Origin of the sequence: Catenulispora subtropica, assembly GCF_039531675.1 — a bacterium.
Taxonomy (GTDB): Bacteria; Actinomycetota; Actinomycetes; order Streptomycetales; family Catenulisporaceae; genus Catenulispora; species Catenulispora subtropica.
Genome location: NZ_BAAAQM010000030.1, coordinates 40770 through 63246, shown reverse-complemented (window position 1 = coordinate 63246; position 22477 = coordinate 40770). Strand labels below are relative to the sequence as shown.

Sequence of the window (22477 nt, the reverse complement as noted above, 5' to 3'; positions counted from 1 at the left end):
GAAGCTGTCAGGACCCTGAGTCACCACGCTCCATGGCCGCCGCCCGCGACGCCCGCCGCGCGAACACCCGCTCCCGCACCTCCGCCATCTGACGCAACGCCTCCTTCCGGTCCCGCTTGGACAAGCGGTCCAGATAGATCCCGCCCAGCAGGTGGTCGGTCTCATGCTGCAGGCAGCGGGCGAAGTACCCGGTGCCCTCGATGGTGAGCGGGCGGCCGGCCTGGTCGAAACCGTGGACGACCGCGCGGTCGGTGCGGGGGACCATCATCCTGGCGCCGGGCACGGACAGGCAGCCCTCCATCTCGTCGAGAAGGCGGCGCTCCTGCGGGCGGGGTTCCTCCAGCGTGGGGTTCACGACGTGGCCCACATGGCGGCCGCCCTCACCGTCCAGGCAGTCGTAGACGAACAGCCGGAGGTCGACGCCGACCTGGTTGGCGGCCAGGCCGGCGCCTTCGGCGATGTGCATCGTCAGGAACATGTCGTCGATCAGCGTGGCCAGTTCCGGGGTGCCGAACTCGGTCACCTCGCGGCAGGGACGGCTGAGCACCTCCTCGCCGACTTCCGTGATCCGGCGCGGCGACCCGCGGTGGGCCTCCGGCGGCAGCGTCGGGTAGGTGGCGACGGGCTGGCCTTGTACGCGTACGAGCATCTTGATCGTCCCTCCAGGGTGGCGTACCCAGCCTTCCAAACTCTTCTGCCGAGAGCCAAAAGGATGCCGCGCCGCCGGAGAGCTCCCCTAGGCTCGGCGACCGTGTATCCGTACGCCCCACCGCAGCAGCCTCCGATGCCCATGCCGCCGCCCATCCCGCAGAAGGTCAAGCCCGAGGTCCTGGTATTCGTGACCGTCTGGCGCCTGGCCGTGGCCACGAGCGCCTTCGTCGGCCTGGGCCTGTATCTGCGGCATGACGAGGCCATCAAGTTCTTCACGCAGCAGAGCAACCTGCTCGTGGGCGTGTGCTTCACCGCCCTCGCCCTCTACCCGCTGTTCGTCGGCGGACGGCGGCACGAGCCGGTGGTCGGCTGGGCCCGCGGCGCGGTGACCGTCTACATCATCGTCACCGGCTTCGTCTTCGCGACGATGATGAGCGGCGACTACAGCCGCACCGAGGACTTGCTCTCGCACCTGGTGACACCGGTCCTGGTCACGGTGGACTGGCTGGTCGTGGGCCGCGACCAGGCGACGCTGCGCTGGTGGACTCCGCTGGCATGGCTGGCGTTCCCGATCGGATACCTGGTCTTCTACGTCACCGGCGGCAAGCTCGGTCCGCACGAGTACCTGTACGAGTTCCTCGACCCGGACCGGGGCGACTTCCTCGGGACGATCGCCGGGTTCCTCGTCGGCTTCGCAGTACTCGGATACCTGCTGCTCGGCTACGGGAGGATGAAGGCCGCGACGGCCCACTCGGCGGCCCCGCCGATGCCGACACCGATGCCAATGCCAATGCCGACATCGATGCCGATGCCGATGCCGCCAACGCCAACGCCAACGCCGCCGATGCCGACGCAGCACCCACCGCACCGATGCCCGCCCCAACGTGGTGGTCCTGACACCACCACAAACGCTGTCTCTCCACTCTTCGCCTCCCTCCCCGAAGCTTGACTCATCACCAAGTGAGAAACCGGAGACAGCAATGAACATCGGCCACACCACCGCGGACACCGTCATCGCCGCCGCCCGCCGCCGCGCCGAGGAGGCCGGCGTCAAGGCCGCGTTCGCGGTCGTCGACACCGGCGGCAACCTCGTCGCCTTCAGCCGCATGGACGGAGCCCCGCTGATCACGATCGACACCGCCGTCGGCAAGGCGCACACCGCGGTCAGCGTCGGCCTCGACACCATCCACCTCACCGCGGCCATCCAGCCCGGCGCCCCGTTGTTCGGCACCGGCCTGACCCTCGCGGGGACACGGTCGTTCGTCCCCTACGGCGGCGGGGTGCTCATCCGCTCCGGCGACGCCGTGATCGGTGCGCTCGGCGTGTCCGGCGCCCCGGCCTCGGAGGACGACCACGCGATCGGCGCCGCGGCGATCGACACCGCGGTGGTCGCCGCCTGAGCCCTTGCGACACCCGGGCGCCGGTCACTTCCCGGCCGGCGCCGCCTGCACCCCCGTCAGGTGCGCGTACACGACGACGTTCCCCGAGTACCGTTTGTGGTGCTTGTCGAACCCCGCCCCGCACGTGATCAGCCGCAGCTCGGCCCGCTTGGCCGCCCCGTAGACCTTGTCGTCGGGAAAGGCGCGGGCGTCATAGGCCTCGACCGCGTCGACCGTGAACACCGCGCTCTGCCCGTCGGCCCGATCGACGTCCACCGCGTCACCCCGCTTGAGCGCCCCGAGGCTGTAGAACACCGCCGGACCCCGCCGTGTGTCGACGTGCCCCGCGATCACCGCGGTCCCCACCACACCGGGCGGCGTGCCGCCGCTGTACCAGCCCGCCAGGTTGCGGTCCTCCTCCGGCGGCGCCGCCAGGTGCCGTCCGGCCTCCAACCCCAGCCCGGTCAACGGGGCGTTGACGTTGATCGCCGGGATCCGGACCCGGGTCGGCGTGGCGGGTGCGAGCATCGGCTGATCGAGCGGGGCGTCCTGCGAGGCGTCCACCGGGGCGGGTACCGGCACCGGCATCTGGAACGCCTGTGCGGCGGTCGGCTGCGGCGGCGGCTTCGGCGTGTGCAGCCCGTCGGCGATCAGCACGATCCCGGCGCACAACCCCAGCGACACCAGCGAAGCCTTCACCACACCCTGCGCCGACATCCCGCGACCCGGCTGCTTGTCCTCACCCTCCACAGCACTCACCCTCCACGGCGGCCTCCATGCGCTCTGCTCAGAAGAACGGGAGGCCGCCCCGCGTTCTCTCCGCGTGTCACGAGGCTGACGATTGCCGTTTATCGGATAACTCATACCTGCGGAGTGAAGTGGTCCCACCCATACGGCCCACCCCGCACCGCACGCGGCGGCGTCATCTAAGCCCCAGGCCACAGACCCGGTTCCGGACCGTCGCCGTCCCCACCGATCCGGCCGCCGAACGGGTGAGACACACGTGTTTCCCGCCGCCGTTTCCGTCACTAGCCTCGATGACATGATCGACATGACCAGGGCCCTGGCCGACACCCCGGGTGCGGCCGACCGCGTGTTCCTCAACAGCGCCGGCTCCTCGCTGCCGCCGACGCCGGTCCTCGACGAGGTCGTCGGCCACCTGCGCCGCGAGGCGGCGATCGGCGGCTACGAGGCGGCCGGCGAACGCGCCGACGACCTCGAGGCCGGATACGGCGTGTTCGCCGAACTGCTCGGCTGCCGCCCCGACCAGATCGCCTTCACCGACAGCGCCACCCGCTCCTGGTTCGCCGCGTTCGACGCGGTGCCGCTGACCGCGGGCGACCGCGTCCTGGTCGGCGAGGTCGAATACGCGGGCAACGCGATCCCCCTGCTGATGCGGGCCGAGGCGGTCGGCGCCACGGTCGAGGTGGTGCCCTCCGACGCCGACGGCACCTTCTCCGCCGACGCCCTGGACGCGATGCTCGACGAGCGCGTGAAACTGGTCTCGGTGGTGCACGTCCCCACCAACGGCGGCGTGGTCGCCGACGTCCGCCGCATCAGCGACGCGGCCCACGCGGCCGGCGCCCTGGTCCTGCTCGACGCCTGCCAGGCGGTCGGGCAGCTGGCCGTCGACGCCGGGGCCCTGGACGTCGACATCCTCACCGGAACCGGCCGCAAGTGGCTCCGCGGCCCCCGCGGCACCGGCTTCCTCGCAGTGCGCGACCGCGCCGCCGCCGTCCTGAAGCCGAAGGCGGCCGACCTGCACGGCGCCACCTGGACCGGCACCGAGACCTACGAGCTCCGCACCGACGCCCGGGTCTACGAACTCTGGGAGTGCGACATCGCCTCCCGCCTCGGACTGATCACCGCCGCCCGTTATCTGCTGGATCTCGGGCAGGAGGCGGTCGAGGAGACGGTGACCGCGCGCGCCGCCCACCTGCGCGCCGGCCTGTCCGAAATCCCCGGCGTCACCCTCCACGACCTCGGCGCCCGCAAGTCCGGCCTGGTCACCTTCTCGGTCGCCGACCGCTCCGCCGAGGAGGTCAAGGCGGGGCTGGCCGCACAGGACGTCGCGGTCAGCGTATCCGCGCGCTCGTCCACGTACCTCGACATGTCCCGGCGCGGGCTCACCCAGATCGTGCGGGCGTCGCCGCACTACTTCGTGACCGAGAAGCAGCTCGACAAGGCGGTGGCGGAGGTGGCCCTGCTCGCCCGGTGACAAGGGGCACTCGATCTTCTCGAACGTATGTTCTATGGTGGGTCGGGTGAGATGGTCCGGACAGTTGATCGACGGCGACGGCGGCGGTGACAGAGGCGGGGACAGAGGCGGGGACCGCGACGGTGACAGCGACGCCGGCGCCGTGCAGCCCGGCCTGTTCGCGCCTTCCGACGTCGTCGTGCGCACCTTCGACACACCGGGCTTCCGGGACGCGACGTTCTACGAGGTACGCGCGAAGTCGGTGCTGAACAAGGTGCCGGGAGCCTCGCCGATGTTCGGGTGGACGATCAACCCCTACCGCGGCTGCGGCCACCGCTGCGTGTACTGCTTCGCACGCAAGACCCACACCTACCTGGACTTCGACGCCGGACTGGACTTCGACACCCGCATCGTCGTCAAGGTGAACACCCCGGAGGTGCTGCGCCGGGAGCTGGCGCGGCCGTCATGGCGGCGGGAACCGGTGGCGATGGGCACCAACGTGGACTGTTACCAGCGGGCCGAGGGCCGCTACCGGCTGATGCCGGGGATCATCGGGGCGCTGGCCGAGAGCGGGACGCCGTTCTCGATCCTGACCAAGGGCACGCTGATGCTCCGCGACCTGCCGCTGCTGAAGGCGGCGGCGCAGGACGTGCCGGTCCAGCTCGCGATGTCGATCGGCTCGCTCGGCGAGAGCGTGTGGCGCACCGTCGAGGCGGGGACGCCGAGCCCGGCGCGGCGGCTGGACGCGGTGCGGACGCTGGCCGACTCCGGACTGGGCTGCTCGGTGCTGATGGCGCCGATCCTGCCGTTCCTCACCGACTCCCCCGAACAGCTGCGGGCGACCGTGGAGGCGATCGCGCAGGCCGGCGCACGGTCCGTGACGCCGATCGTGCTGCACCTACGCTCCGGCGCGCGCGAGTGGTACTACGAGTGGCTCCAGGCGACGTATCCCCACCTTGTCCCCCGCTATCGGGCTCTCTATCGCGAGGGCTCCTATGCGCCGTCGTGGTATCAGGATCGTGTCACGGCGGCGGTGCGCGAGTACGCCAAGGCGTATGGACTGGTCCGCCCTCCGAGGCCCGTGGCTCAGGAAGCCTCCACACAGGAAGCCTCCACACAGGAAACGGGTGGCTTCCGGATGACTCGAACCGAGAACACAGCGCGGGCGGCCGAAGTCCAACCCGCGCTGTGGGATGACGTGGAACTCCCGCTGCCCCCTACGACAGCTCCGGAGCGATGATCCCGCCCACCGTCGCGCACCAGGTGTCGGTGTCGACCTTCCCGTTGGGCGGCAGGCCGTGCAGCCGCTGCATGGCCTGCACCGCCTTGTGCGTGTCGTGGTCGAAGTCGCCGCTCTGCGTCAGCTCGTACCCCTTGTGCACGAGGATCGACTGCAGCGCCTGCACCGCGTCGCCGCTGTCGCCCTGGCGGATCGGGACGCCGAGGGCCTCCCAGGTGGGGTCGGTGACCGTGCCGTCGCTGGCCACGATCACACCGAGCTTGGTCTGCAGGTCCATGACCGCCGCGACCGTGTCCGCGGTGAACGCGCCAGTGGTCGGGACGGTGTAGCCCTGGTTCACCAGCAGCCACTGCACCACGCGCACGACCGGACCGGCGTTGGAGACGTAGACGTCCGGCCAGGTGCGGTCCGGGAACGTGGACTGGCCCAGCCGGTCGGCGACGTGCCGGCGCAGTGTCGGGAACTGGCGGTAGAACGCGACGCCCGGGCAGTCGGTGTCGTTGTAGTCCCAGTGCCCGAAGATGTTGTGGGCCCCGATGCCGTACTGCCGGCAGATCACCGTGCACAGCTTCGTCAGCGACTCGAAAAGCGCCGCCGGCGGCGTCTCGGTGACGTAGGTCCCCTCGTTCTCGATCCCGATGCCCTGGTTGTTCTCACCGACGCAGTGCGCGCCCTGCACCTGCTCGGTACCGGCGGCCAGCGCCTCCAGGCTGCGGTGCCGGCCCTCCGTGACGTAACCGCCGCGGCTGACGGTGAAGTGCTGGCCGGTGTCGATCCAGCCGTTCTTGTCCATGTGCAGGTTCTGGATCTCCTGCGCCAGACGGATCGCCTGGGCCCGGGAGTAGTCCGTGACGTTCGGGAAGTCCGTGTGGTGCACGATGATCTTGCGAGTGGTCCCGTGCTTCATCGTCACCGGCGCCGACGGCTGCCGGGCGCCCCACGAGGCACAGTCGATGATGAAGGACAGATCGGCGCCGCCGCTGTCGGCCGAGGCCGAGGCCGGCGCGGCGAACTGGGGCAGCAGGCCGAAACCGGCGGCGGCGGTGACGCCGACACCGGCGCGCAGCGCGGTGCGCCGGCTGACGGGGCGATCGGGGTAGGCCATGGGGGTCCTCTCGGGCAGCGGGGGACACGAGCCGTGAAACCACATGATCCCTAGTCAGGGATCGCGGATAGATGTGGATTGTTTTCTACTCTCGGCGGATCGCCTTGTCCAGAGCCCGGAGGGGAACGGTCAGCAGAACGCTGAAAAGCCCCGGCCGAAGCCAGGGCTTTGAGTCACCGAAGAGGTCCTCGCCGAAGGCGGGCCGCCGAGCCGATCAAGCCGGCGCGCGTCCTTCTCCGGCTTGATCAGCTCGGCGATCGGCTCCGGGCAGCCGGTGACCTTCACCGGCCCCGCCGGCCCACGCGTCGGCGCGACCCGACACGGCCAAGCTGAACAGCCGCGCGGGGCTTCAGCGCCCCCGGCCCCCGAAGGTCCGCCGCGTCGGCGTCGGCCGCCGGGTCGGCCCCGCATGCGCCTGGGCCTGCGCCTCGGCCTGCTTCCGCTCCTCGGCCTTCTTCTCCTTCGCGTGCTTCTCCTTGACCCGGACCGCCTCGCGACGGACCTCGGCCTGGATGGTGCGCTCGGTGCGGAGCCACTCCGGCTCGTCCGCCTTCAGGGCCTCGATCTGCTCCGTGGTCAGAGCCTCGGTGATGCCGCCGCGGGCCAGGCCGGCAATCGAGACACCGAGCTTGTTCGCCACCACGGGGCGCGGATGGGGGCCGTTCCGGCGCAGGTCGCGCAGCCACTCCGGCGGATCGGCCTGCAGGGCGTTCAGCTCGTCGCGGGTGACCTCCCCCTCACGGAACTCCTCGGGGGTGGCTTCAAGATACACGCCCAGCTTCTTGGCCGCGGTGGCGGGCTTCATCGACTGGGTGGACTTCTGCGACGTCATAGGTCCACAGTAGCGAGCCCGCGCGGTGGGCCGGATCTTGGCCGGTACCCTGACCGGGTGACAGGCACTCAGGCGTCCGCGACCTTCCGGCTGGCGTACGTCCCCGGGGTGACCCCCGCCAAGTGGGTGCGGACGTGGACCGAGCGGCTGCCGGAGGTACCGCTGGAGCTGGTCGCGGTGGAGGCGGCCGACGCCGAGCGGGCGCTCAAGGACGGCGAGGCGGACGCCGCGCTGCTGCGCCTTCCAGTCGACCGGACCACGCTCAGCGCCATCCCCCTCTACACCGAGACCACCGTGGCGGTGATCCCCAAGGACCACGACGTGACCGCGGTCGAGGAGGCGGCCCAGGCCGACCTCGGCGACTACGTCGTCCTCCATCCGCTCGACGACACGCTGCCGTGGGACACCGCTCCGCCCGGCCGGCCGGCGATCGAACGCCCGGCCACCACCGCCGACGCGATCGAGCTGGTCGCGGCCGGGATCGGGGTGCTGCTGACCCCGCAGTCCCTGGCCCGCCTGCACCATCGCAAGGACCTCACCTACCGGCCGCTGACCGACGGCCCGCAGTCCTCGGTCGCGCTGGCGTGGTTGGAGGACCGGACGACCGACCTGGTAGAAGAGTTCATCGGGATCGTGCGCGGACGGACGGTCAACAGCTCGCGGGGCCGCGCCCCGACGCCGCCGGCGGCGCAGCAGAAGCAGAAGCGCGCCGAGACCGGCGGCGCGCGGTCGAAGCCGGCCTCCTCCAGAACAGGGGCCGGCACGAGCCGGCGGCAGGGCTCGAAACCCGCCAAGCCCCGACGCCGCAAGTAGACAGCGAAAGGTGGTGCCGGCGTGGACATGACCGCCGACTGGCAGTGGGACGAGACGTTGTTCGAGGGCACGGCCGTCTACTACCGGCGCGGACGGATCCCCTACGCCCCCGGCACCATCGAGGTGATAGCGCGGGTCCTGGAGGCCGACGGCACCCAGCGCCTGCTCGACGTCGGCTGCGGCCCCGGCACGATAGGCGTCGCGCTGGCCCCCTTCTTCGGCGAGGTCGTCGGCATCGACGCCGACGCCGGGATGATCGCCGAGGCCGCCCTGTGGGCCGACGGCGCCGGCGTGACCGACCGCACGCGGTGGCTGCGGATGCGCGCCGAGGAGCTGCCCGCCGGGCTCGGCGAGTTCGACGTCGTCGCCTTCGGCCAGTCCTTCCACTGGATGGACCGCGCGACGGTGCCGGCCACGATCCGCGCCATGCTCCGCCCCGGCGGCGCCCTGGTCCACGTCGCCGACTGGAAGGCCGAGATGCGGACCGCCGAGGGCCTGCCGCACCCGGCGCCCCCGTACGCGGCCGTCGACGAGCTGGTGAAGCGCTACCTCGGGCCGACCCGGCGCGCCGGCCGCGGCACCCTGCCCCACGGCACCCCCGGCGACGAGGCCGAGGTCCTGGCGCGCGCCGGCTTCGACGGCCCGGACCAGCACATCGTCCGCGGCGGGCAGCACCTGGTGCGCACCGAGGACGACGTGGTAGCGGGGACGTTCTCGATGTCGTACGCGGCGCCGCACCTGTTCGGGCCCCGCAGCGACGAGTTCGAGGCGGAACTGCGGCAGCTGCTGCGGGAGGAGTCGCCGACCGGGTTGTTCTCGGAGCGGCAGCCGAGCACCGAGGTGCGGATCTGGTATCAGTTCCACATCTGATAGCGGTTGCCGCTGCTGCACGTCCCTTGTCTCACCGGCTTCCCGTCACCCGTGGCGCTGTCGGCGACGAGACAGATGTTTCCTCCCACGCCCTGGATGAGCGCGTCCGCCTCCCCCGCCACGTTCAGCCGCCCGGTGCCGACGAACCCGACCTGCTGGCCGGCGTCGGCAGCGTCGCACGCCTGCTGCGCCACCGGCGCGCCGTCGCCGGTCTTGGTCCCGTCCCAGGCCAGGCAGGTGCCCGCCCCGAGGTTGCGCAGGATCGGCGCGCTCCCGACTTCCGACGTCACAGTCCACTGCTGGTAGTCGTCGGCCGGGTCGCACTTCCACTGCCAGATGGCGGCGCCGTCGGCGTGATGGGCGCGGTCGGCGGCCAGGCAGGTCCCGGCGCCCTGGCTGCCGAGCAGGAAGGTGAAGCCGCCGGAGATCGCCGCGCGGGCGTCGCCGACGTAGGTCTTCCATGAGCCGTTGTTGTAGGCGCTCCACGGCGACCAGCGCGCGCCGTGGTCGGAGACCCGCCAGGCCGCGTTGGCGTTGCACTGGATCTGGTAGGCGCAGCTGTCGGACACCTCGGGGTGGTAGCGGCTGTTCATCTGCCACAGGCCGCGGTCGACCGAGCCGCCGTCGTCGTTGACGTTCTTGGCGTGCGGAACACAGCCGGACTCGGCCATGGCGACCGCGACCGCCACCACGAGCTGCGGCTGCGGCCCCAGCGAGGTGCCGACCGTCTTGGTGAACGAGAAGCCGGCCTTGGCGGCGACCTTCGTGCACATGATCGTCGAGGCCCGGGCCTTGGCACTGCCGGCGGCGACCAGGGCCTGCGGCGCCCGGTGCGTGCCGTCGGCGTGCGGCGACGAGGCGGACGCCGCTCCCGCGGGCCCGGCCACGCCGCCCAGCACGGCCAGCGCGACGGTGAGAAGTCCGGCGAGCACCCGGCGCCGACCCGCGGCGCGGCGGCTGGGGATGGGCAATCCGTACCACCTTCGGTCGAAGTCTGATACGGAGTGTAGGCGGCGAGCCCTCGAAACCGATCAAGGACTCGCCGCAAGGACTCAGGAACGAGAACCGGCCGCGCCACGGTACGCCGGAGGAACCGGCGGTGGCACCGGCGAGGGGAGGAGCAGCCGACTTCGGAACAGAGCTCTGACAAACCCACGTCGGCCGCCGGTGATGGTGGCCCCGGCGCGGCCGCCGTGAAAGGAGCCCGCGGACGCGGGTGCGGTGACGGTTCGACGTGCAAATCCGAACAACCCGTGGTCTGCTAGGTCCGAAGGCGGTGATCACCATGGTGTATGTCGTCTACCTGCAGGACGGGCCCCAACCGATGGGGATCCGGACCAACAACCGCGTCGTCACCACCACCGAGCAGGTGACCGAGATGTCGGTGCCGTGCGAGGGCGGGGTGGGGCTGTGGCGCTACGCGAACGAGCACATCACCATAGGCACCGGCCAGGCCGCGGTCTTCGAGTTCGTGCACATGGTGCAGCAGCACGCGGCGCCGCCGCCACCGCACTCACCGAAGAAGTGAGCCGCGGGGCGGCGGCGCCGCGTGGGGACTGCCGGGGTCAGCCGACGTGCACGGCCGCACCGCCGGCCGGCAGGTCGCTCTTGCGCGCCTTGACCAGCACGCCGACCACCAGCGCGGCGATCGCCAGGATGGCGGCGCTCCAGACGAAGGCGACGATGTACCCGTGCACCGCGGCGTGCGCCCCGAGGACCTGCGGGTTCGCCGTCGGCGAGGCGTGCGAGCCGAGGTAGTTCGTGGTGGCGGTGGTCGCGAAGGTCACCAGCATCGCGGTGCCCAGCGCGCCGCCGATCTGCTGCGTGGTGTTCACCAGGGCCGAGGCCACCCCCGCGTCGTGATCGGCGACTCCGATCAGCGCCGTCGAGGACAGCGGCACGAAGAACAGACCGACGCCGAACGCCATGATCGCCTCAGCCGGCACCACATGGGTGAGGTACGAGGTGTCCACCCCGATCCGGGTGAACAGCACCATCCCGACGGTGGCCAGCGCGAACCCGACGAACATCAGGACGCGCGGGCCGATGGCCGGCAGGAACCGGGTGGCCACCCCCGCCCCCGCCACCACCGCGAAGGTGAACGGCAGGAACGCGAAGCCGGACTTCAGCGCCGAGTACCCCAGGATCTGCTGCATGTAGTAGGTCAGGAAGATGAATACGCCGAACAGGCCGACGCCCATCAGCAACGAGCTGAGGAACGACCCGCCCCGGTTCCGGTCCAGGATCACGCGCATCGGCAGCAGCGGGTGCGAGGTCCGCACCTCGATCAGGATGAACGCGACGAGCAGCGCGACGCCGGCGCCCAGCAGGCTCAGCGTCGTGGCCGAGCTCCACCCGTCGGTGTTGGCCTTGTTGAAGCCGTAGACCAGCGCGGCCAGACCAGCGGTCGAGGTCAGCGCCCCGGGGATGTCGTACTTGGTGTCGCCCTCGGCCTTGCTCTCGTTCAGGTACCGGGACGCGGCGAACGCGGCCAGGATCGCGATCGGCACGTTCACCAGCAGCGTCCACCGCCACGAGGCGTACTCGGTCAGCACACCGCCCATGATCAGCCCGATCGCGGTACCACCACCGGCGATGGCGCCGTAGACACCGAACGCCCGCGCACGCTCCTTCTCCTCAGTGAAGGTGACCGTCAGCAGCGACAAGGCGGCCGGCGCCATCAAAGCACCGAACACGCCCTGCAACCCGCGCGCCCCGTAGAGCATCGCCTGGTTCACAGCGGCACCACCCAGTGCCGAAGCCGCGGCGAACCCGAGCAGCCCGATGATGAACGCCCGCCGCCGCCCGGTGTAGTCGGCGATCCGCCCACCGAGCAACAGGAACGCCCCGAACGCCAGCGCATAGGCGGTGATCACCCACTGCTTGTTGACGTCGGATATGTGCAACGCCTTCTGCATGGTCGGCAGCGCGATGTTCACGATGGTGCCGTCCAGCACGATCATCAGCTGGGCGATCGCGATGACGACCAACGCCGCCCAGCGGCGCGGATCCGGCGCCGCCACGGTCTCCGCCCCGGCGGCGACCGCCGGCGACGGAACCCGGTCCGTGGAGGTTGACATGTCCTTCTCACTTTCGAAAAGCGCCCGTTCCCAGGCAGCACTCGATCGACACACGGCCACCAGACCGCGCGGTATGGAATCAGGAAGGTCAGCCGCCGAAGCGCCTGGCCATCAGAGGGATGAGGATGTCGTCGGTCAGATGGTCCAGATACGCGTCGTCCACCGAGTCGCCATAGACGAATATCCGCATGAACAACATCGCCGGCGCGACCTCGGGAAAGATCGACACATCGGTGTCGGCGGGCAACTCCCCGCGGGCGACAGCCCGGTCGAGCATCCGCTGGGTGACGCCCTGCTTGTCCTCCAGCATCGAAGTCCGCACAGCCTCAGCAAGCTCCTGGTCCTTCTGCACCGCGACCAGCAACCCACTCATGATCTGCCCGGTGGGCCCGGACATGAGTTCGCGCACCCCTCGCAGGGTGGCCATCAGATCCCCCCGCAGGCTCCCCGTATCAACCCCCTGCGCGAGGTCCTCTTGCTTGAAACACTTGATCGCCGCCACCACGAGGTCGGCCTTCCCGGGCCAGTGCCGGTACAGCGTCGCCTTACTGGCCTTCGCCCGACTGGCCACGGCGTCCAGCCGCAACGCCTCGTACCCGGTCTCCGCCAGCAGCTCCAACGTCGCGCCGAGAATCGCCGACTCCCGCTCGGGATCAAGCTTCGGCCCGGCCTCCATCGGTCATCCCTTCCACGCAGTGTACGAAACCGTTTCGTACAGTAGCACGGATCGAAGGCGAAACGAAACTGTTTCGTACAGCAGGGTGTCGCCGCCCGGCCCCCGGCTGCGGTCCCGGCCCGACCGCATGCACCCCCGTACTGCGCTACGATGTAACTATCCAGTTAGTTACCCTGAATCGGGAGCGAACCCACCATGAGCACCATCCTCATCACCGGCGCCAACAAGGGCCTCGGTTACGAGACCGCCCGCCGACTCCTCGCCGCGGGCCACACCGTCTACGTCGGCGCCCGCGACGCGGCGCGTGGCCAGGCCGCCGCCGACGCACTCGGTCCCGGTGCGCGCTTCGTCCAGATCGACGTCGCGGACGACGCCTCCGTCGCGGCGGCCGCGAAGGTCATCGCCGCGGAGGGCGGCCTGGACGTCCTCGTCAACAACGCCGGCGTGGAGCCCCGGGCGGCAGACGGAGGATTCCTGCCGGTGGCGGACGTCACCGGGGAGTCCATGCGCGCCGTCTTCGAGGCGAACGTCTTCGGCCAGGTGCGAACCCTGCACGCGTTCCTGCCGCAGCTCCAGGCCTCCGACACGGCGACGGTGGTCAACGTCAGCAGCGGCTTGGCGCTGACCCGCGAACTCGCCGACCCCGACTCGTTCACCCACTTCTACCCGGGGGTGGAGTACCCGACGTCGAAGGCCGCGGTGAACATGCTGACGGTCCAGTACGCGAAGGCGTTCCCCAGCATCCGGATCAACGCCGTCGACCCCGGCTACACTGCCACCGACCTGAACCACAACGCCGGTACGCAGACCGTCGAGGAGGGCGCGGAGGTGATCGTTCGGATGGCGCAGCTCGGCCCGGAGGGACCCACCGGCGGCTTCTTCAGCGCCGCCGGCCCGGTGGCGTGGTGACGCCGGAACGGGGGCTGAAGCAGTCCGGCACCACCCCCCGCCCCCGCGACGCCGAAGCCACCAAAGCCCTCCTCCTCCACGCCGCGACCGAAGAATTCGCCGAGCACGGCCTGGCCGGTGCCCGCGTCGACCGCATCGCCGAGCGTGCCGGGGCGAACAAGCGCCTGATCTACGTCTACTTCGGCGACAAGGACCGCCTCTTCGACGCCGTCGTCGACGACCAGTCCCGTGCCGTCATGGCCGCGGTCCCGCTCCCGGACGGTGACCTCGTCGCCTTCGCCGCCGCCCGCTTCGACTACGTCCGCGCGCATCCGGAGGCCCGCCGCATCGCGCACTGGCGAGCCTTCGAGCGCTCCGAGCCGACCCACGACGAACTGGCCGCCTACCGCCTGCGCGTGGAGTCCATCGAGGCCGCACAGCGGGAAGGCCGCCTGCGTACGGACATCCCCGCCGCCGAATTGTTCGCGATAGTGCTGCGGATCTCGGAGAGCTGGCTCGCCGCGCCGAGCGCGCTCTGGGCTGCCGATGGCCGCGACCCCTTGTCGCCCGAGCGCCTGGCCTCGCACCGCGACTCGATGCTGGCCGCGGTGCGAAGCGTGGTCCAGGTTCCGGGCTGAGTCCCCAGGCTGAGTCCCCCGAGCCGTTGACCCACGCTCACCGCCCGTTGTCCCCTTGATCCGGTTTGGTCCAGTCAGCACCCGCACGCTGGACCCATGCGTATCTCGCCGCAATCACGCGCCCGCTCGCAAGTCCGCCACCGTGGGCAGCGCACGCTGTCCGCCTACGTCACGGCCGCCACCGTGGCGCACGCAGAGACCGACAGCCCGCTGCGTCCGTCGCAGGACCCCTGGCGGCGGACTACCGGAGGTTCCGTGTGACCCCGCAACCAGCACGTCAGGGTTCGCGTCCCCACGAAGATCGACTCGGCCGCCCCACGCACCACGCCGGCCCCTCCCCAGGCATGGCCACGCTCCCCCCAGCCACGACCATCCTCACGCAGCCGAGAAAACCAACCGCCGCGCGAAGTTCACAAACCCGGCCCGCTCCATAGCCGCCGCCATCGGCACGTTCGCCAGGTCCGTGTCCGACCGCACCATCTCCGCGCCGACCTCGATCGCGAGAATCCGCAGGATCTCGTTCAGGATGTCCCCGACGTATCCCTTGCCACGATGCTCCGGCAGCACCCCGAGATACCCCACGACATGCGCGCCCGGATTCCGCGAGGGGAACCCGAACCCGACCGTGACCCCCTCAGCGTCCTTGGCGACCCGCCACCAGGACCGCTCCCCCATCATCACATCCCGGTAGAACTCGAGATCCGACTGAGCCTGCGCCGCAGCCCCCACCGCCGCGGCCTCGGTGACCGACGTGTGATCCAGCGACCCGACCAGCACCCGCGCGAACAGGTCCGCGAACACCTCGTCGTCGTCCTCGGCATGAAACGTCAGCCGTTCGGACGGCTCGGGGACCCCCGCCTCCGGCCTCCACTCGTACCGCAGCCGCTCCAGCCGCTCGGTCAGGCCGGCCCGCCGCACGGCCTCGGTCCGCCACCCCAGCTCCGCCACGACCTCCGGCCGGTCCCGCCAGTCACCCGGCACGAACACGTGATACTCCGGCGGCCGGTTGTCCGCGCCCGCGAACACCGCGTGCGCAGCCTTCAGCACCGAGGCAGCCAACTCGACCCGCTCCTCCTCCGGAACGGACGCGTCCACCAAGATCCCGTCCAGCGCTCCGGGGCCGGACTCGCTCGGCGCCCCCCACCACACCGTCACAGCCAGCGGCCGGCCGGTGGCGTCGTCCACGGCGAGCCACGTCCACTCCGGACGGTACTGACGGTCGGCGAGCTTCGCCTGGTAGTCCTCGGCGGACACCATGCTGGCCGGGTTCCGGACCAGCAGCGGGAGCACGGCGTCGAGGTCGGACTCGACGAGCGGACGGATCGTGACGGCGCTAGAGGGCAAATCTGTCTCCTGGTCTCGGGGTCGACGGCCCCTCATGCGCGACTCGCACATGATCGCGGGCCAGCAGCCACCCTAGGGGGTTCTCTCCCGCGGAGGCAGCGATTATCCCGTCCACTCCACCCCTCCCGCCCAGCAGTGAGGTGTGATATTTTACTGATCCCATGGCGACCGTCACCCTGACCGGCCCGCAGGTCCGCGCGGCCGTGTCCATGCCCGATGCGATCGACGCGGTCCGGGCGGCGCTGCTCGACTTGGACGGCGGGCTCTTCGAGCAGCCGACCCGCACCGTGCTGGGCGCCGGCCGGTTCCTGGTGATGGCGGCGCACCACCGCCCCACCGGATCGACGATCGTCAAGTCCCTGAGCTTGAACTTCGACCGGGCCCCGGCCGTCGTCGGGGCGGTCACGTGGACGGACACCCGCCACACGGACCAGCTGGTCGCCGACGCCGCGAGCATCACAGCCCTGCGCACCGGGGCGATCGTCGGCGTGGCCACCGACCTCCTGGCCCCCGCCGAGGCCCGCCGAATGGTGCTGATCGGGGCCGGCGGACAGGCGGCGGACCAGGTGCGCGCCGTGCACGCGGTCCGGCCGCTGCGCACGCTGACAGTCGTGAACCGCGACCTCGACAAGGCGAAGCACCTCATCGCCGCCCTGAACGCGGAACTCGGGGGAATCAGCGAGACCACGGCCGTCGGTTCCGGCCCAGCCGCGGAAGAAGCACTCGCCGACGCCGAGATCGTCTGCTGCGCGACGTCGACCGCCACTCCCCTCTTCACCGCCGACATGCTGCCGGAGCGAGTTCACGTCAACGCGATCGGCGCCTACCGTCCCGACATGCGTGAGCTGCCCTCCGAGCTGTTGGCCGACGCCACTGTCCTCGTCGATCAGCGCGAAGCGGCGCTGGAGGAGTCCGGCGAGATCCTTCACGCGATCGCCGCAGGACTCGTCGGCGAATCAGACCTCGTGGAACTCGGCGCCGCCCTCCGAACCGGCGTGCCACAACCAAGACGCCGCACCGTGTTCAAAGCGGTCGGCATCGCCGTCCAGGACTGGGCGATCGCCCGTCTCCTGGCAGCGAAGACCCTGCCCGGCTGGGAGGAAGCACGATGACCGCAGACCCGGTCGGCACCGCCGTCACCACCGCCATCGAAACCATCGACTGGCACACCGGCGGCGAACCCTTCCGCATCGTCCCCGACGCTCCCTCCCAGCTGACCGCCCCCGGCCTGACCGTGGCGGAGCGACGCGTCGTGGCAATGGAGAGCTCTGACGTGCAGTGGCTCCGGACGCTCCTCTGCGCCGAACCACGCGGCCACGCCGACATGTACGGCGGCTTCCTCGTCCCACCCGACGACGAAGACGCCGACCTGGGCGTCCTGTTCTGGCACAAGGACGGCTTCTCCACCGCCTGCGGCCACGGCACCATCGCGCTGGCGGCGTGGGCGGTGGCCTCGGGCCGGATCCCGGCCCCCGCCGACGGCGTCACCGAAGTCGTCGTCGACGTCCCCTCCGGCCGGGTCCGCGCTGAGGTGCGCACCGCCCACGGCCTGGTCGAAGACGTGACCTTCACCAACGTCGCCAGCCACGTGCACGCCCGCGACGTCCCCGTCTCGACGCCCCACGGCGACCTCACCGTCGACATCGCCTTCGGCGGCGCCATGTACGCGATCCTCCCGGCCGCCGCCGTGGGACTGCGCGTCCGCCCCGGCGACGTCACCGAACTCATCGCCGCCGGCCGCCGGATCCGCGACACGCTCAACGCCGTCAACGCCGCCGAGCACCCGACCGATCCGCGCCTGTCAGGGATCTACGGCACCATCTTCACCGAAGAGATCTCCCCGCCGGAGCTCCGCCCCGACGGTACGCGCCGCCTACGTCAGCGCAACATCACCGTCTTCGCCGACGGCGAGGTCGACCGGTCCCCCTGCGGCTCGGGGACCTCGGCACGGGTCGCGCTGCTGGCCGCCACCGGGGAACTCCGGCCGGGAGACGATCTCCGTCACGAGTCGGTGGTCGGGTCGGAGTTCCGGGCGTGGATCGACGAGGTGACGGAGGCGCACGGACACTCGGCGGTCGTGCCGGCGATGACCGGGACGGCGTATCCGGTGGCGACCTGCCGGTTCGTCGTGGATCCGCGCGATGCGCTTCTGCCGGGGTTCCTCCTGCGGTGAGGTGAACGGTCTGCCGAGATGTTCTTGGCGCTGAAGTAGAGGCCTGTTATCCAAAACCCGCAGGTCAGGAGTAATGTCGTCACCTGCACCGTCCGCCGTTCACCACACAGCGTCGACAACCCGCCACCCGCCGTTGACGCGACCCGCGACCGCCTCTAGCCTCCCCCGTGCCTTCTCGCCGAACCGCCCCCCACCGTTTCAGCGCTCTTACACGGAGGCTTCCATGCGTCCCCACACCACTCGGCGGCTCGCCCTCGCCGCCACCCTCGCGCTCGGCGCCGCGGTGATCCCCGCCGCGACCGCGGCCGCCGTCCAGGACCCCATCCCGATCGGGCCGAACACGTACTTCTACGGCCTGGTCGGCGACAAGGCCGCGGACGCGGTGATCCAGGTCGTGTGCCCCGGCCCGGTCGGGCCGACCAGCACCGGACACCCGGTCTCCGGGCAGACCGCGGAGGTCCGCAGCGTGGTGCCGCCGGTGACCAGCCAGTACGGGTACACCGGCAGCGCGGCGCACCAGATCGACGCCGGACTGACGCTGCCGAGCAGCGCGACCGTGAATCCGCCGATCGTGTTCACGTCGTTCTTCGCCCCGGCGGCGATCCCGACCACCTGGGTGGTGCCGTGCGGCGGCACCACCACGATGACGTTCGTGCCACTGGCGACCAGCACCACGGCGCGCAGCTACACGCTGACCGTCGCGTTCGTGAACATCGCGGCCTAGCAACCGCGCCGCGCGTCAGAGCCCTGACGCGCGATGGGTGACCGCGCCGGCCGCCGCCGTCAGCGGCACCGGCAGCTCCGCCGGCTCCAGGTCCGGGACTCAGGGTGTTGGTTCGGCCGCCACGGCTCGGCCACGACGAGGAGGCAGCGCGGACACCAGGACGGCGAGATGGCGAGACAGCGAGACGGCTGCGGGCGGCTACTTGCCCCGCAGCCCGATCGCGTTCCCGTCCTTGTCCAGCAGCACGCAGACCCGCGCCTCGGGCGCCACCTGCTTCGGAGCGTCCCGCTCGGTCGCCCCGGCGTCGAGCAGCGTCTGGCGTGTGCCGTCGAGATCGTCCACGTCGACGTAGGCGACCGGACCGCCGGAGGCGTCACCGGGCGCGAGCGCCACCTCGAAGCCGCCGACGTTGTACCCGACGTAGTAGGGCTGGTCGGTGTGCGGCTCGCCGAGCAGGGCGGTGTAGACGACCTTGGCGGCGTCGAGGTCGGAGACCGGGATGACCTGGCTGCGGATCGAAGTGCTCATGGGGGTCACGGTACCCAGGGTGGCGGAAGTGACCCAGCGGAGACGTGCCGTCCAGGTGACGCGGGGTGGCGGTCGTCGACCGTCGCCGCGTCATCGCCGAACGTCTGCGCGAGGTTCGACGGCTGAGGTAAAACAGGGCCATGAGTCGCGAGCCGGCGTTGACGTTCGAAGGTGCCCTGCGGATCCTCGGGCGCAAGGAGCACAAGTGGCTGGACAGACTCAACGTCCTCTTGGGCGGGGCGATTCTCACGGCGGGCGCGCTCACGCCGGGAATCGCGCCCGCGGCGGTGCTCGGCTGGATCGAGCCGAAGAACGACGCGGTCAAGCTGCTTCGCAAGGCCCTGGACGCGTTGCCGGACAGGCTTCGCGGCACGGCGGGGCTGGAGCGCCGGGAACTGATCATCGCGGCCCACTCGACGATCGTCGTGGCCGCGTATTTCGAGACGGTCCAGGAGCTGCTGGGGGACGCCACCTATCGTTCCTTCGAGCTGACCGACGAGGAGAAGCGTCTGCTCGTCGCCAAGACGACTCAGAAGCTCTATCTGTCCGACATCCCGGCGCCTTCGGCCGCATCAGGGGTCTACGAGACCTTGGATTGGCTGCCCAGGTGGTATGCAGACCTCACCGTTCATGTCGAGCGCTTCCTCCACGGGCTCTCTCGCGGCGAAGGCGTGACCCTGGGGAACCTCCCGCTTCATACCGTCGCACGTTACGAATCCCACTTCCTGAAGCTCGCCGCGACAGTCCCCGAGTTCCGCGTCTGGGCCGAGCTCACCGAGCACGCCGCCACCAGGTCGAAGCTCGACGCCGCCCAGGGCGAGACCCGCGACCTGTTCACCGGTCAGGCGGAAGCCCTGGCCCGCGTCGAAAGCATCCTCACGAGGATGAACCCGGCCGCGGCCTCCCTCGCCACCGCCGACAAGTGCGCGGCCGTCGCCGCCGCGAACCGCGCCGCACTCGACGAGATGATCATTCCCGAGGCGGCGGCCCGGGACTACGGCCGGCACCTCGTCTTCCCGAAGGTGCGGCAGATCTTCGTCAACCCGCGTTACCGCTTCGGCCTCGCGGCGGAGTCGGTGTGTCTGACCTCGGACTCCTGGTGGCGCGACCAGCCGATCGAGGACAACCTGGATCTGCGGCTGATCGCCCACATCACGTCCGCGCAGTCGGCGAGCCTGCCGCTGCTCGTGCTCGGTCACCCGGGCGCCGGGAAGTCCATGTTGACCAGAGTGCTGGCGGCGAGGCTCCCGCAGTCCGCCTACACGGTGGTCCGTGTCCCGCTGCGCCACGTCGGCGCCCACTCGCCGGTGTTCCGCCAGATCCAGGACGCGCTCGATCGGATCACCAACAGCCGCGTCGAGTGGTCGGAGCTGGTCGACCAGAGCGTGGACAAGGTGCGGATCGTCATCCTCGACGGGCTCGACGAGCTCCTGCACCAGGCGCAGTCGGGTCTGTACGGATACCTGCGGGAGGTCCAGGAGTTCCAGCGGAACGAGCTGAACCAGGGGCGGCCCGTGGTCGTCATCGTCACCTCGCGCACGATGGTCGCCGACCGCGTCGACGTTCCGGAACTCACCCCGGTCATCAAGCTGGAGGAGTTCGACGACGGCCAGATCGACCGCTGGCTCGATGCCTGGAACGAAGCCAACGCTCCGGGCATCAGCGCCGGAACCACCCGCGCCCTGGAGCGCGAGATCGCGCGTGAGCAGCGCGACCTCACGGCCCAGCCGCTGCTGCTCATGATGATGGCGATCTACGTCGCCGATCCCAAGGTGCCGGTGATCGACGAGAAGATCTCCACCGCGGACCTTTACGAGCGGCTTCTCACGCACTTCGCAGAGCGGGAGGCTGCGAAGTCCCCCACCGCGCTGCCGCAGGAGGAGATCCGCAGGAACGTCGAGTACCAGCTGCGGCACCTGTCGATCGCCGCGCTGGGCATGTTCAACCGTGGGCGGCAGGACATCAGCGCGGAGGAGCTCGGCACCGATCTCACCGCCCTGGAGAAGGTCACCGGGAACGCGGCCGACGCCGGTCACGAGGTGCTCGGGAAGTTCTTCTTCATCTACGTCGCCGAGGCGCGATTCCAGAAACCCGACGCGCCCGACCGTCGCTACGAGTTCCTCCACGCCACGTTCGGCGAGTATCTCGTGGCCCGCCTGGTCGTGGACGAGCTGGCCGAGGTCGCCCGGGCGGCGTTCAGCTCCCGCCACGGCATGCGGGAGCCCGAGGACGACCTGTTGTTCGCGCTGCTCTCGTCCGAGGCGCTCTCGACGCGCCTGCCGACGCTGACGTTCGCCGAGGCGAGGTGCGCGCAGCTCGACGAGGATCGCGAACAGATCGTCAAGATGCTCAACACGCTGCTCGCCGGCCACCGCGACCGTCACGGGTCGGACAAGTACAAGGACTACCGCCCCAAGCCCGTCGACCGGGTGCGGGAGCTGGCCGCCTATACCGCCAACCTCGTTCTGCTCCGCCACGCCTTCGACCCGCAGTGGCAGGTGCCGCTCCGGGAGCTGTTCCCCGACGCCGCCGACCCGGAGAGGCCGTGGCGGGCGATGCTGTCGCTGTGGCGGGCCGGGTTGAACGACGAGGCGTGGAACGGCCTGATCGACGTCCTGCGCTATGACGACGGCCACCTGCGGTTGACGGAGAACTCCTCGCCGACGCCCGCGCGGGTCAACGCCTACTTCGCCGCCCGCCTCGGTGGCGACCGGCACCTGGTCGACGCGCTGCGCTACGGCTACGCGTTCACCGACAACTGGCTGTTCGGCGCGCTGAACGACGGCTGGATGGAGGCGAACGGACCGTGGCTCGCGGCCTCGCTCGCCAACCGCCACCTGGGGGTCAACATGCTCGTGAACGAGCCTCCGGAGGACGCCGACATCAACGACGTCGCCTCGTTCCGCGCCGAGCTCGCGATGCTCCTCAAAACCCGCGCCACGCACATGAGCATCGGCCAGGTGAAGGAGATCACGACGCTGCTCGTGGACGACGACCAGCCTGACTCCGTCGCCCTGGCCTGCGCGGTGATGGCCTACCCGGACCTCCTCGCCCAGGTCCCCGGCCTGGACGACCCCGAACTCTTCGCCACGCCGCAAGCCGAGCTGCTGTTGCGGGCATTCCTGCCACCGCGCGTCGCTGAACCGGAACCGCTCGAACGACTCCGTCGCGACGTCCGCCGGCGCAGTTCCCTGGACCAGATTCCGGGGAGCGTCCTGGCCGCCGTCCGCGAGATCGTCTTCGCCTATCGGTGGCCGGATCTCCTGCCGGACCTCGAGTTCCCCTCGCTGGCCGACGACGACCAGGACCCCTGACCACGGCTGCCCTGTCACCCCCACC

At 70.6% G+C, this 22477-nt stretch carries 22 protein-coding genes; 13 read left to right on the top strand and 9 right to left on the bottom strand.

What is annotated here, in order from left to right:
- Positions 1–7: 7 nt before the first annotated feature.
- The gene (def, locus tag ABD466_RS24870; protein WP_344659569.1) at positions 8–649 is read right to left on the bottom strand and encodes a peptide deformylase; all 642 of its coding nucleotides are present in this window, start codon (positions 647–649) and stop codon (positions 8–10) included.
- A gap of 135 nt (positions 650–784) precedes the next feature.
- On the opposite strand from def, the gene ABD466_RS24865 reads away from it, so the two are divergent.
- Complete coding sequence (locus tag ABD466_RS24865) at positions 785–1600, top strand: Pr6Pr family membrane protein (RefSeq protein WP_344659568.1); 816 nt, start codon at positions 785–787, stop codon at positions 1598–1600.
- Positions 1601–1631: 31 nt separating this feature from the next.
- Positions 1632–2051 carry a GlcG/HbpS family heme-binding protein gene (locus ABD466_RS24860; protein WP_344659567.1) on the top strand — a complete coding sequence of 140 codons (420 nt, stop codon included), beginning with the start codon at positions 1632–1634 and terminating at the stop codon, positions 2049–2051.
- Between the two features lie 24 nt (positions 2052–2075).
- Here the strand turns inward: ABD466_RS24860 and ABD466_RS24855 are convergent, their stop codons facing one another.
- Positions 2076–2789 carry a class F sortase gene (locus ABD466_RS24855; RefSeq protein WP_344659566.1) on the bottom strand — a complete coding sequence of 238 codons (714 nt, stop codon included), beginning with the start codon at positions 2787–2789 and terminating at the stop codon, positions 2076–2078.
- Between the two features lie 283 nt (positions 2790–3072).
- Here ABD466_RS24855 and ABD466_RS24850 point away from each other — a divergent pair, with 283 nt between their 5' ends.
- Together ABD466_RS24850 and ABD466_RS24845 are read left to right on the top strand one after the other, a co-directional pair.
- Positions 3073–4248: an aminotransferase class V-fold PLP-dependent enzyme gene (locus ABD466_RS24850; RefSeq protein ID WP_344659565.1), complete on the top strand. Its 1176-nt coding sequence runs from the start codon at positions 3073–3075 to the stop codon at positions 4246–4248.
- 46 nt (positions 4249–4294) lie between these two features.
- Positions 4295–5467, top strand: coding sequence for an Rv2578c family radical SAM protein (locus ABD466_RS24845; RefSeq protein ID WP_425558728.1), 1173 nt, complete (start codon positions 4295–4297; stop codon positions 5465–5467).
- Here the strand turns inward: ABD466_RS24845 and ABD466_RS24840 are convergent.
- Entirely contained in the window at positions 5445–6572 is a 1128-nt protein-coding gene (locus ABD466_RS24840; protein ID WP_344659564.1) for a peptidoglycan recognition protein family protein, read from the bottom strand. The genes ABD466_RS24845 and ABD466_RS24840 overlap by 23 nt on opposite strands.
- A 349-nt stretch (positions 6573–6921) precedes the next feature.
- Positions 6922–7404, bottom strand: a complete 483-nt coding sequence (locus ABD466_RS24835) for a DUF5997 family protein (protein WP_344659563.1) — start codon at positions 7402–7404, stop codon at positions 6922–6924.
- Between the two features lie 57 nt (positions 7405–7461).
- Here ABD466_RS24835 and ABD466_RS24830 point away from each other — a divergent pair, with 57 nt between their 5' ends.
- Both ABD466_RS24830 and ABD466_RS24825 read left to right on the top strand, forming a co-directional pair.
- On the top strand, positions 7462–8217 hold the full coding sequence (locus ABD466_RS24830) for a LysR family substrate-binding domain-containing protein (RefSeq protein ID WP_344659562.1): 756 nt from the start codon (positions 7462–7464) through the stop codon (positions 8215–8217).
- A 27-nt stretch (positions 8218–8244) separates the two neighbouring features.
- Positions 8245–9087 carry a class I SAM-dependent methyltransferase gene (locus ABD466_RS24825; RefSeq protein WP_344659624.1) on the top strand — a complete coding sequence of 281 codons (843 nt, stop codon included), beginning with the start codon at positions 8245–8247 and terminating at the stop codon, positions 9085–9087.
- Here ABD466_RS24825 and ABD466_RS24820 read toward each other — a convergent pair.
- On the bottom strand, positions 9072–10058 hold the full coding sequence (locus ABD466_RS24820; RefSeq protein ID WP_344659561.1) for a ricin-type beta-trefoil lectin domain protein: 987 nt from the start codon (positions 10056–10058) through the stop codon (positions 9072–9074). The two genes, ABD466_RS24825 and ABD466_RS24820, sit on opposite strands and share 16 nt — an antisense overlap.
- Before the next feature lie 305 nt (positions 10059–10363).
- Between ABD466_RS24820 and ABD466_RS24815 the strand changes: the two genes are divergently transcribed.
- Positions 10364–10615, top strand: coding sequence for a hypothetical protein (locus ABD466_RS24815; protein WP_344659560.1), 252 nt, complete (start codon positions 10364–10366; stop codon positions 10613–10615).
- Between the two features lie 37 nt (positions 10616–10652).
- On the opposite strand, the gene ABD466_RS24810 is transcribed toward ABD466_RS24815, so the two are convergent.
- Both ABD466_RS24810 and ABD466_RS24805 read right to left on the bottom strand, forming a co-directional pair.
- On the bottom strand, positions 10653–12167 hold the full coding sequence (locus ABD466_RS24810; protein ID WP_344659559.1) for an MFS transporter: 1515 nt from the start codon (positions 12165–12167) through the stop codon (positions 10653–10655).
- Between the two features lie 88 nt (positions 12168–12255).
- Positions 12256–12843, bottom strand: a complete 588-nt coding sequence (locus tag ABD466_RS24805) for a TetR/AcrR family transcriptional regulator (protein ID WP_344659558.1) — start codon at positions 12841–12843, stop codon at positions 12256–12258.
- 195 nt (positions 12844–13038) lie between these two features.
- On the opposite strand from ABD466_RS24805, the gene ABD466_RS24800 reads away from it, so the two are divergent.
- Positions 13039–13752: an SDR family NAD(P)-dependent oxidoreductase gene (locus ABD466_RS24800; protein WP_344659557.1), complete on the top strand. Its 714-nt coding sequence runs from the start codon at positions 13039–13041 to the stop codon at positions 13750–13752.
- Positions 13749–14369: a TetR/AcrR family transcriptional regulator gene (locus ABD466_RS24795; protein ID WP_344659556.1), complete on the top strand. Its 621-nt coding sequence runs from the start codon at positions 13749–13751 to the stop codon at positions 14367–14369. Before ABD466_RS24800 ends, ABD466_RS24795 begins: the two co-directional genes overlap by 4 nt.
- Before the next feature lie 375 nt (positions 14370–14744).
- Here the strand turns inward: ABD466_RS24795 and ABD466_RS24790 are convergent, their stop codons facing one another.
- Positions 14745–15713: a GNAT family N-acetyltransferase gene (locus ABD466_RS24790; RefSeq protein ID WP_344659555.1), complete on the bottom strand. Its 969-nt coding sequence runs from the start codon at positions 15711–15713 to the stop codon at positions 14745–14747.
- 161 nt (positions 15714–15874) lie between these two features.
- Between ABD466_RS24790 and ABD466_RS24785 the strand changes: the two genes are divergently transcribed.
- The 3 genes from ABD466_RS24785 (at position 15875) to ABD466_RS24775 (ending at position 18610) form a co-directional block, all read left to right on the top strand.
- Complete coding sequence (locus ABD466_RS24785) at positions 15875–16825, top strand: ornithine cyclodeaminase family protein (protein WP_344659554.1); 951 nt, start codon at positions 15875–15877, stop codon at positions 16823–16825.
- Positions 16822–17886: a proline racemase family protein gene (locus ABD466_RS24780; RefSeq protein ID WP_344659553.1), complete on the top strand. Its 1065-nt coding sequence runs from the start codon at positions 16822–16824 to the stop codon at positions 17884–17886. The genes ABD466_RS24785 and ABD466_RS24780 overlap by 4 nt, the downstream gene beginning before the upstream one ends.
- 223 nt (positions 17887–18109) lie before the next feature.
- Positions 18110–18610, top strand: coding sequence for a hypothetical protein (locus ABD466_RS24775; RefSeq protein WP_344659552.1), 501 nt, complete (start codon positions 18110–18112; stop codon positions 18608–18610).
- A gap of 198 nt (positions 18611–18808) precedes the next feature.
- Here the strand turns inward: ABD466_RS24775 and ABD466_RS24770 are convergent, their stop codons facing one another.
- Entirely contained in the window at positions 18809–19138 is a 330-nt protein-coding gene (locus ABD466_RS24770) for a VOC family protein (protein WP_344659551.1), read from the bottom strand.
- Between the two features lie 140 nt (positions 19139–19278).
- Here ABD466_RS24770 and ABD466_RS24765 point away from each other — a divergent pair, with 140 nt between their 5' ends.
- Positions 19279–22452: an NACHT domain-containing protein gene (locus tag ABD466_RS24765; protein WP_344659550.1), complete on the top strand. Its 3174-nt coding sequence runs from the start codon at positions 19279–19281 to the stop codon at positions 22450–22452.
- Positions 22453–22477: the final 25 nt, after the last annotated feature.

What these genes read in the sequence shown, in the direction of transcription:
- def (WP_344659569.1), bottom strand. Translation starts at nt 649, where the DNA reads ATGCTCGTACGCGTACAAGGCCAGCCCGTCGCCACCTACCCGACGCTG.
- ABD466_RS24775 (WP_344659552.1), top strand. Translation starts at nt 18,110, where the DNA reads ATGCGTCCCCACACCACTCGGCGGCTCGCCCTCGCCGCCACCCTCGCG.
- ABD466_RS24770 (WP_344659551.1), bottom strand. Translation starts at nt 19,138, where the DNA reads ATGAGCACTTCGATCCGCAGCCAGGTCATCCCGGTCTCCGACCTCGAC.
- ABD466_RS24805 (WP_344659558.1), bottom strand. Translation starts at nt 12,843, where the DNA reads ATGGAGGCCGGGCCGAAGCTTGATCCCGAGCGGGAGTCGGCGATTCTC.
- ABD466_RS24865 (WP_344659568.1), top strand. Translation starts at nt 785, where the DNA reads ATGCCCATGCCGCCGCCCATCCCGCAGAAGGTCAAGCCCGAGGTCCTG.
- ABD466_RS24835 (WP_344659563.1), bottom strand. Translation starts at nt 7,404, where the DNA reads ATGACGTCGCAGAAGTCCACCCAGTCGATGAAGCCCGCCACCGCGGCC.
- ABD466_RS24800 (WP_344659557.1), top strand. Translation starts at nt 13,039, where the DNA reads ATGAGCACCATCCTCATCACCGGCGCCAACAAGGGCCTCGGTTACGAG.
- ABD466_RS24850 (WP_344659565.1), top strand. Translation starts at nt 3,073, where the DNA reads ATGATCGACATGACCAGGGCCCTGGCCGACACCCCGGGTGCGGCCGAC.
- ABD466_RS24765 (WP_344659550.1), top strand. Translation starts at nt 19,279, where the DNA reads ATGAGTCGCGAGCCGGCGTTGACGTTCGAAGGTGCCCTGCGGATCCTC.
- ABD466_RS24780 (WP_344659553.1), top strand. Translation starts at nt 16,822, where the DNA reads ATGACCGCAGACCCGGTCGGCACCGCCGTCACCACCGCCATCGAAACC.
- ABD466_RS24825 (WP_344659624.1), top strand. Translation starts at nt 8,245, where the DNA reads ATGACCGCCGACTGGCAGTGGGACGAGACGTTGTTCGAGGGCACGGCC.
- ABD466_RS24810 (WP_344659559.1), bottom strand. Translation starts at nt 12,167, where the DNA reads ATGTCAACCTCCACGGACCGGGTTCCGTCGCCGGCGGTCGCCGCCGGG.
- ABD466_RS24840 (WP_344659564.1), bottom strand. Translation starts at nt 6,572, where the DNA reads ATGGCCTACCCCGATCGCCCCGTCAGCCGGCGCACCGCGCTGCGCGCC.
- ABD466_RS24860 (WP_344659567.1), top strand. Translation starts at nt 1,632, where the DNA reads ATGAACATCGGCCACACCACCGCGGACACCGTCATCGCCGCCGCCCGC.
- ABD466_RS24785 (WP_344659554.1), top strand. Translation starts at nt 15,875, where the DNA reads ATGGCGACCGTCACCCTGACCGGCCCGCAGGTCCGCGCGGCCGTGTCC.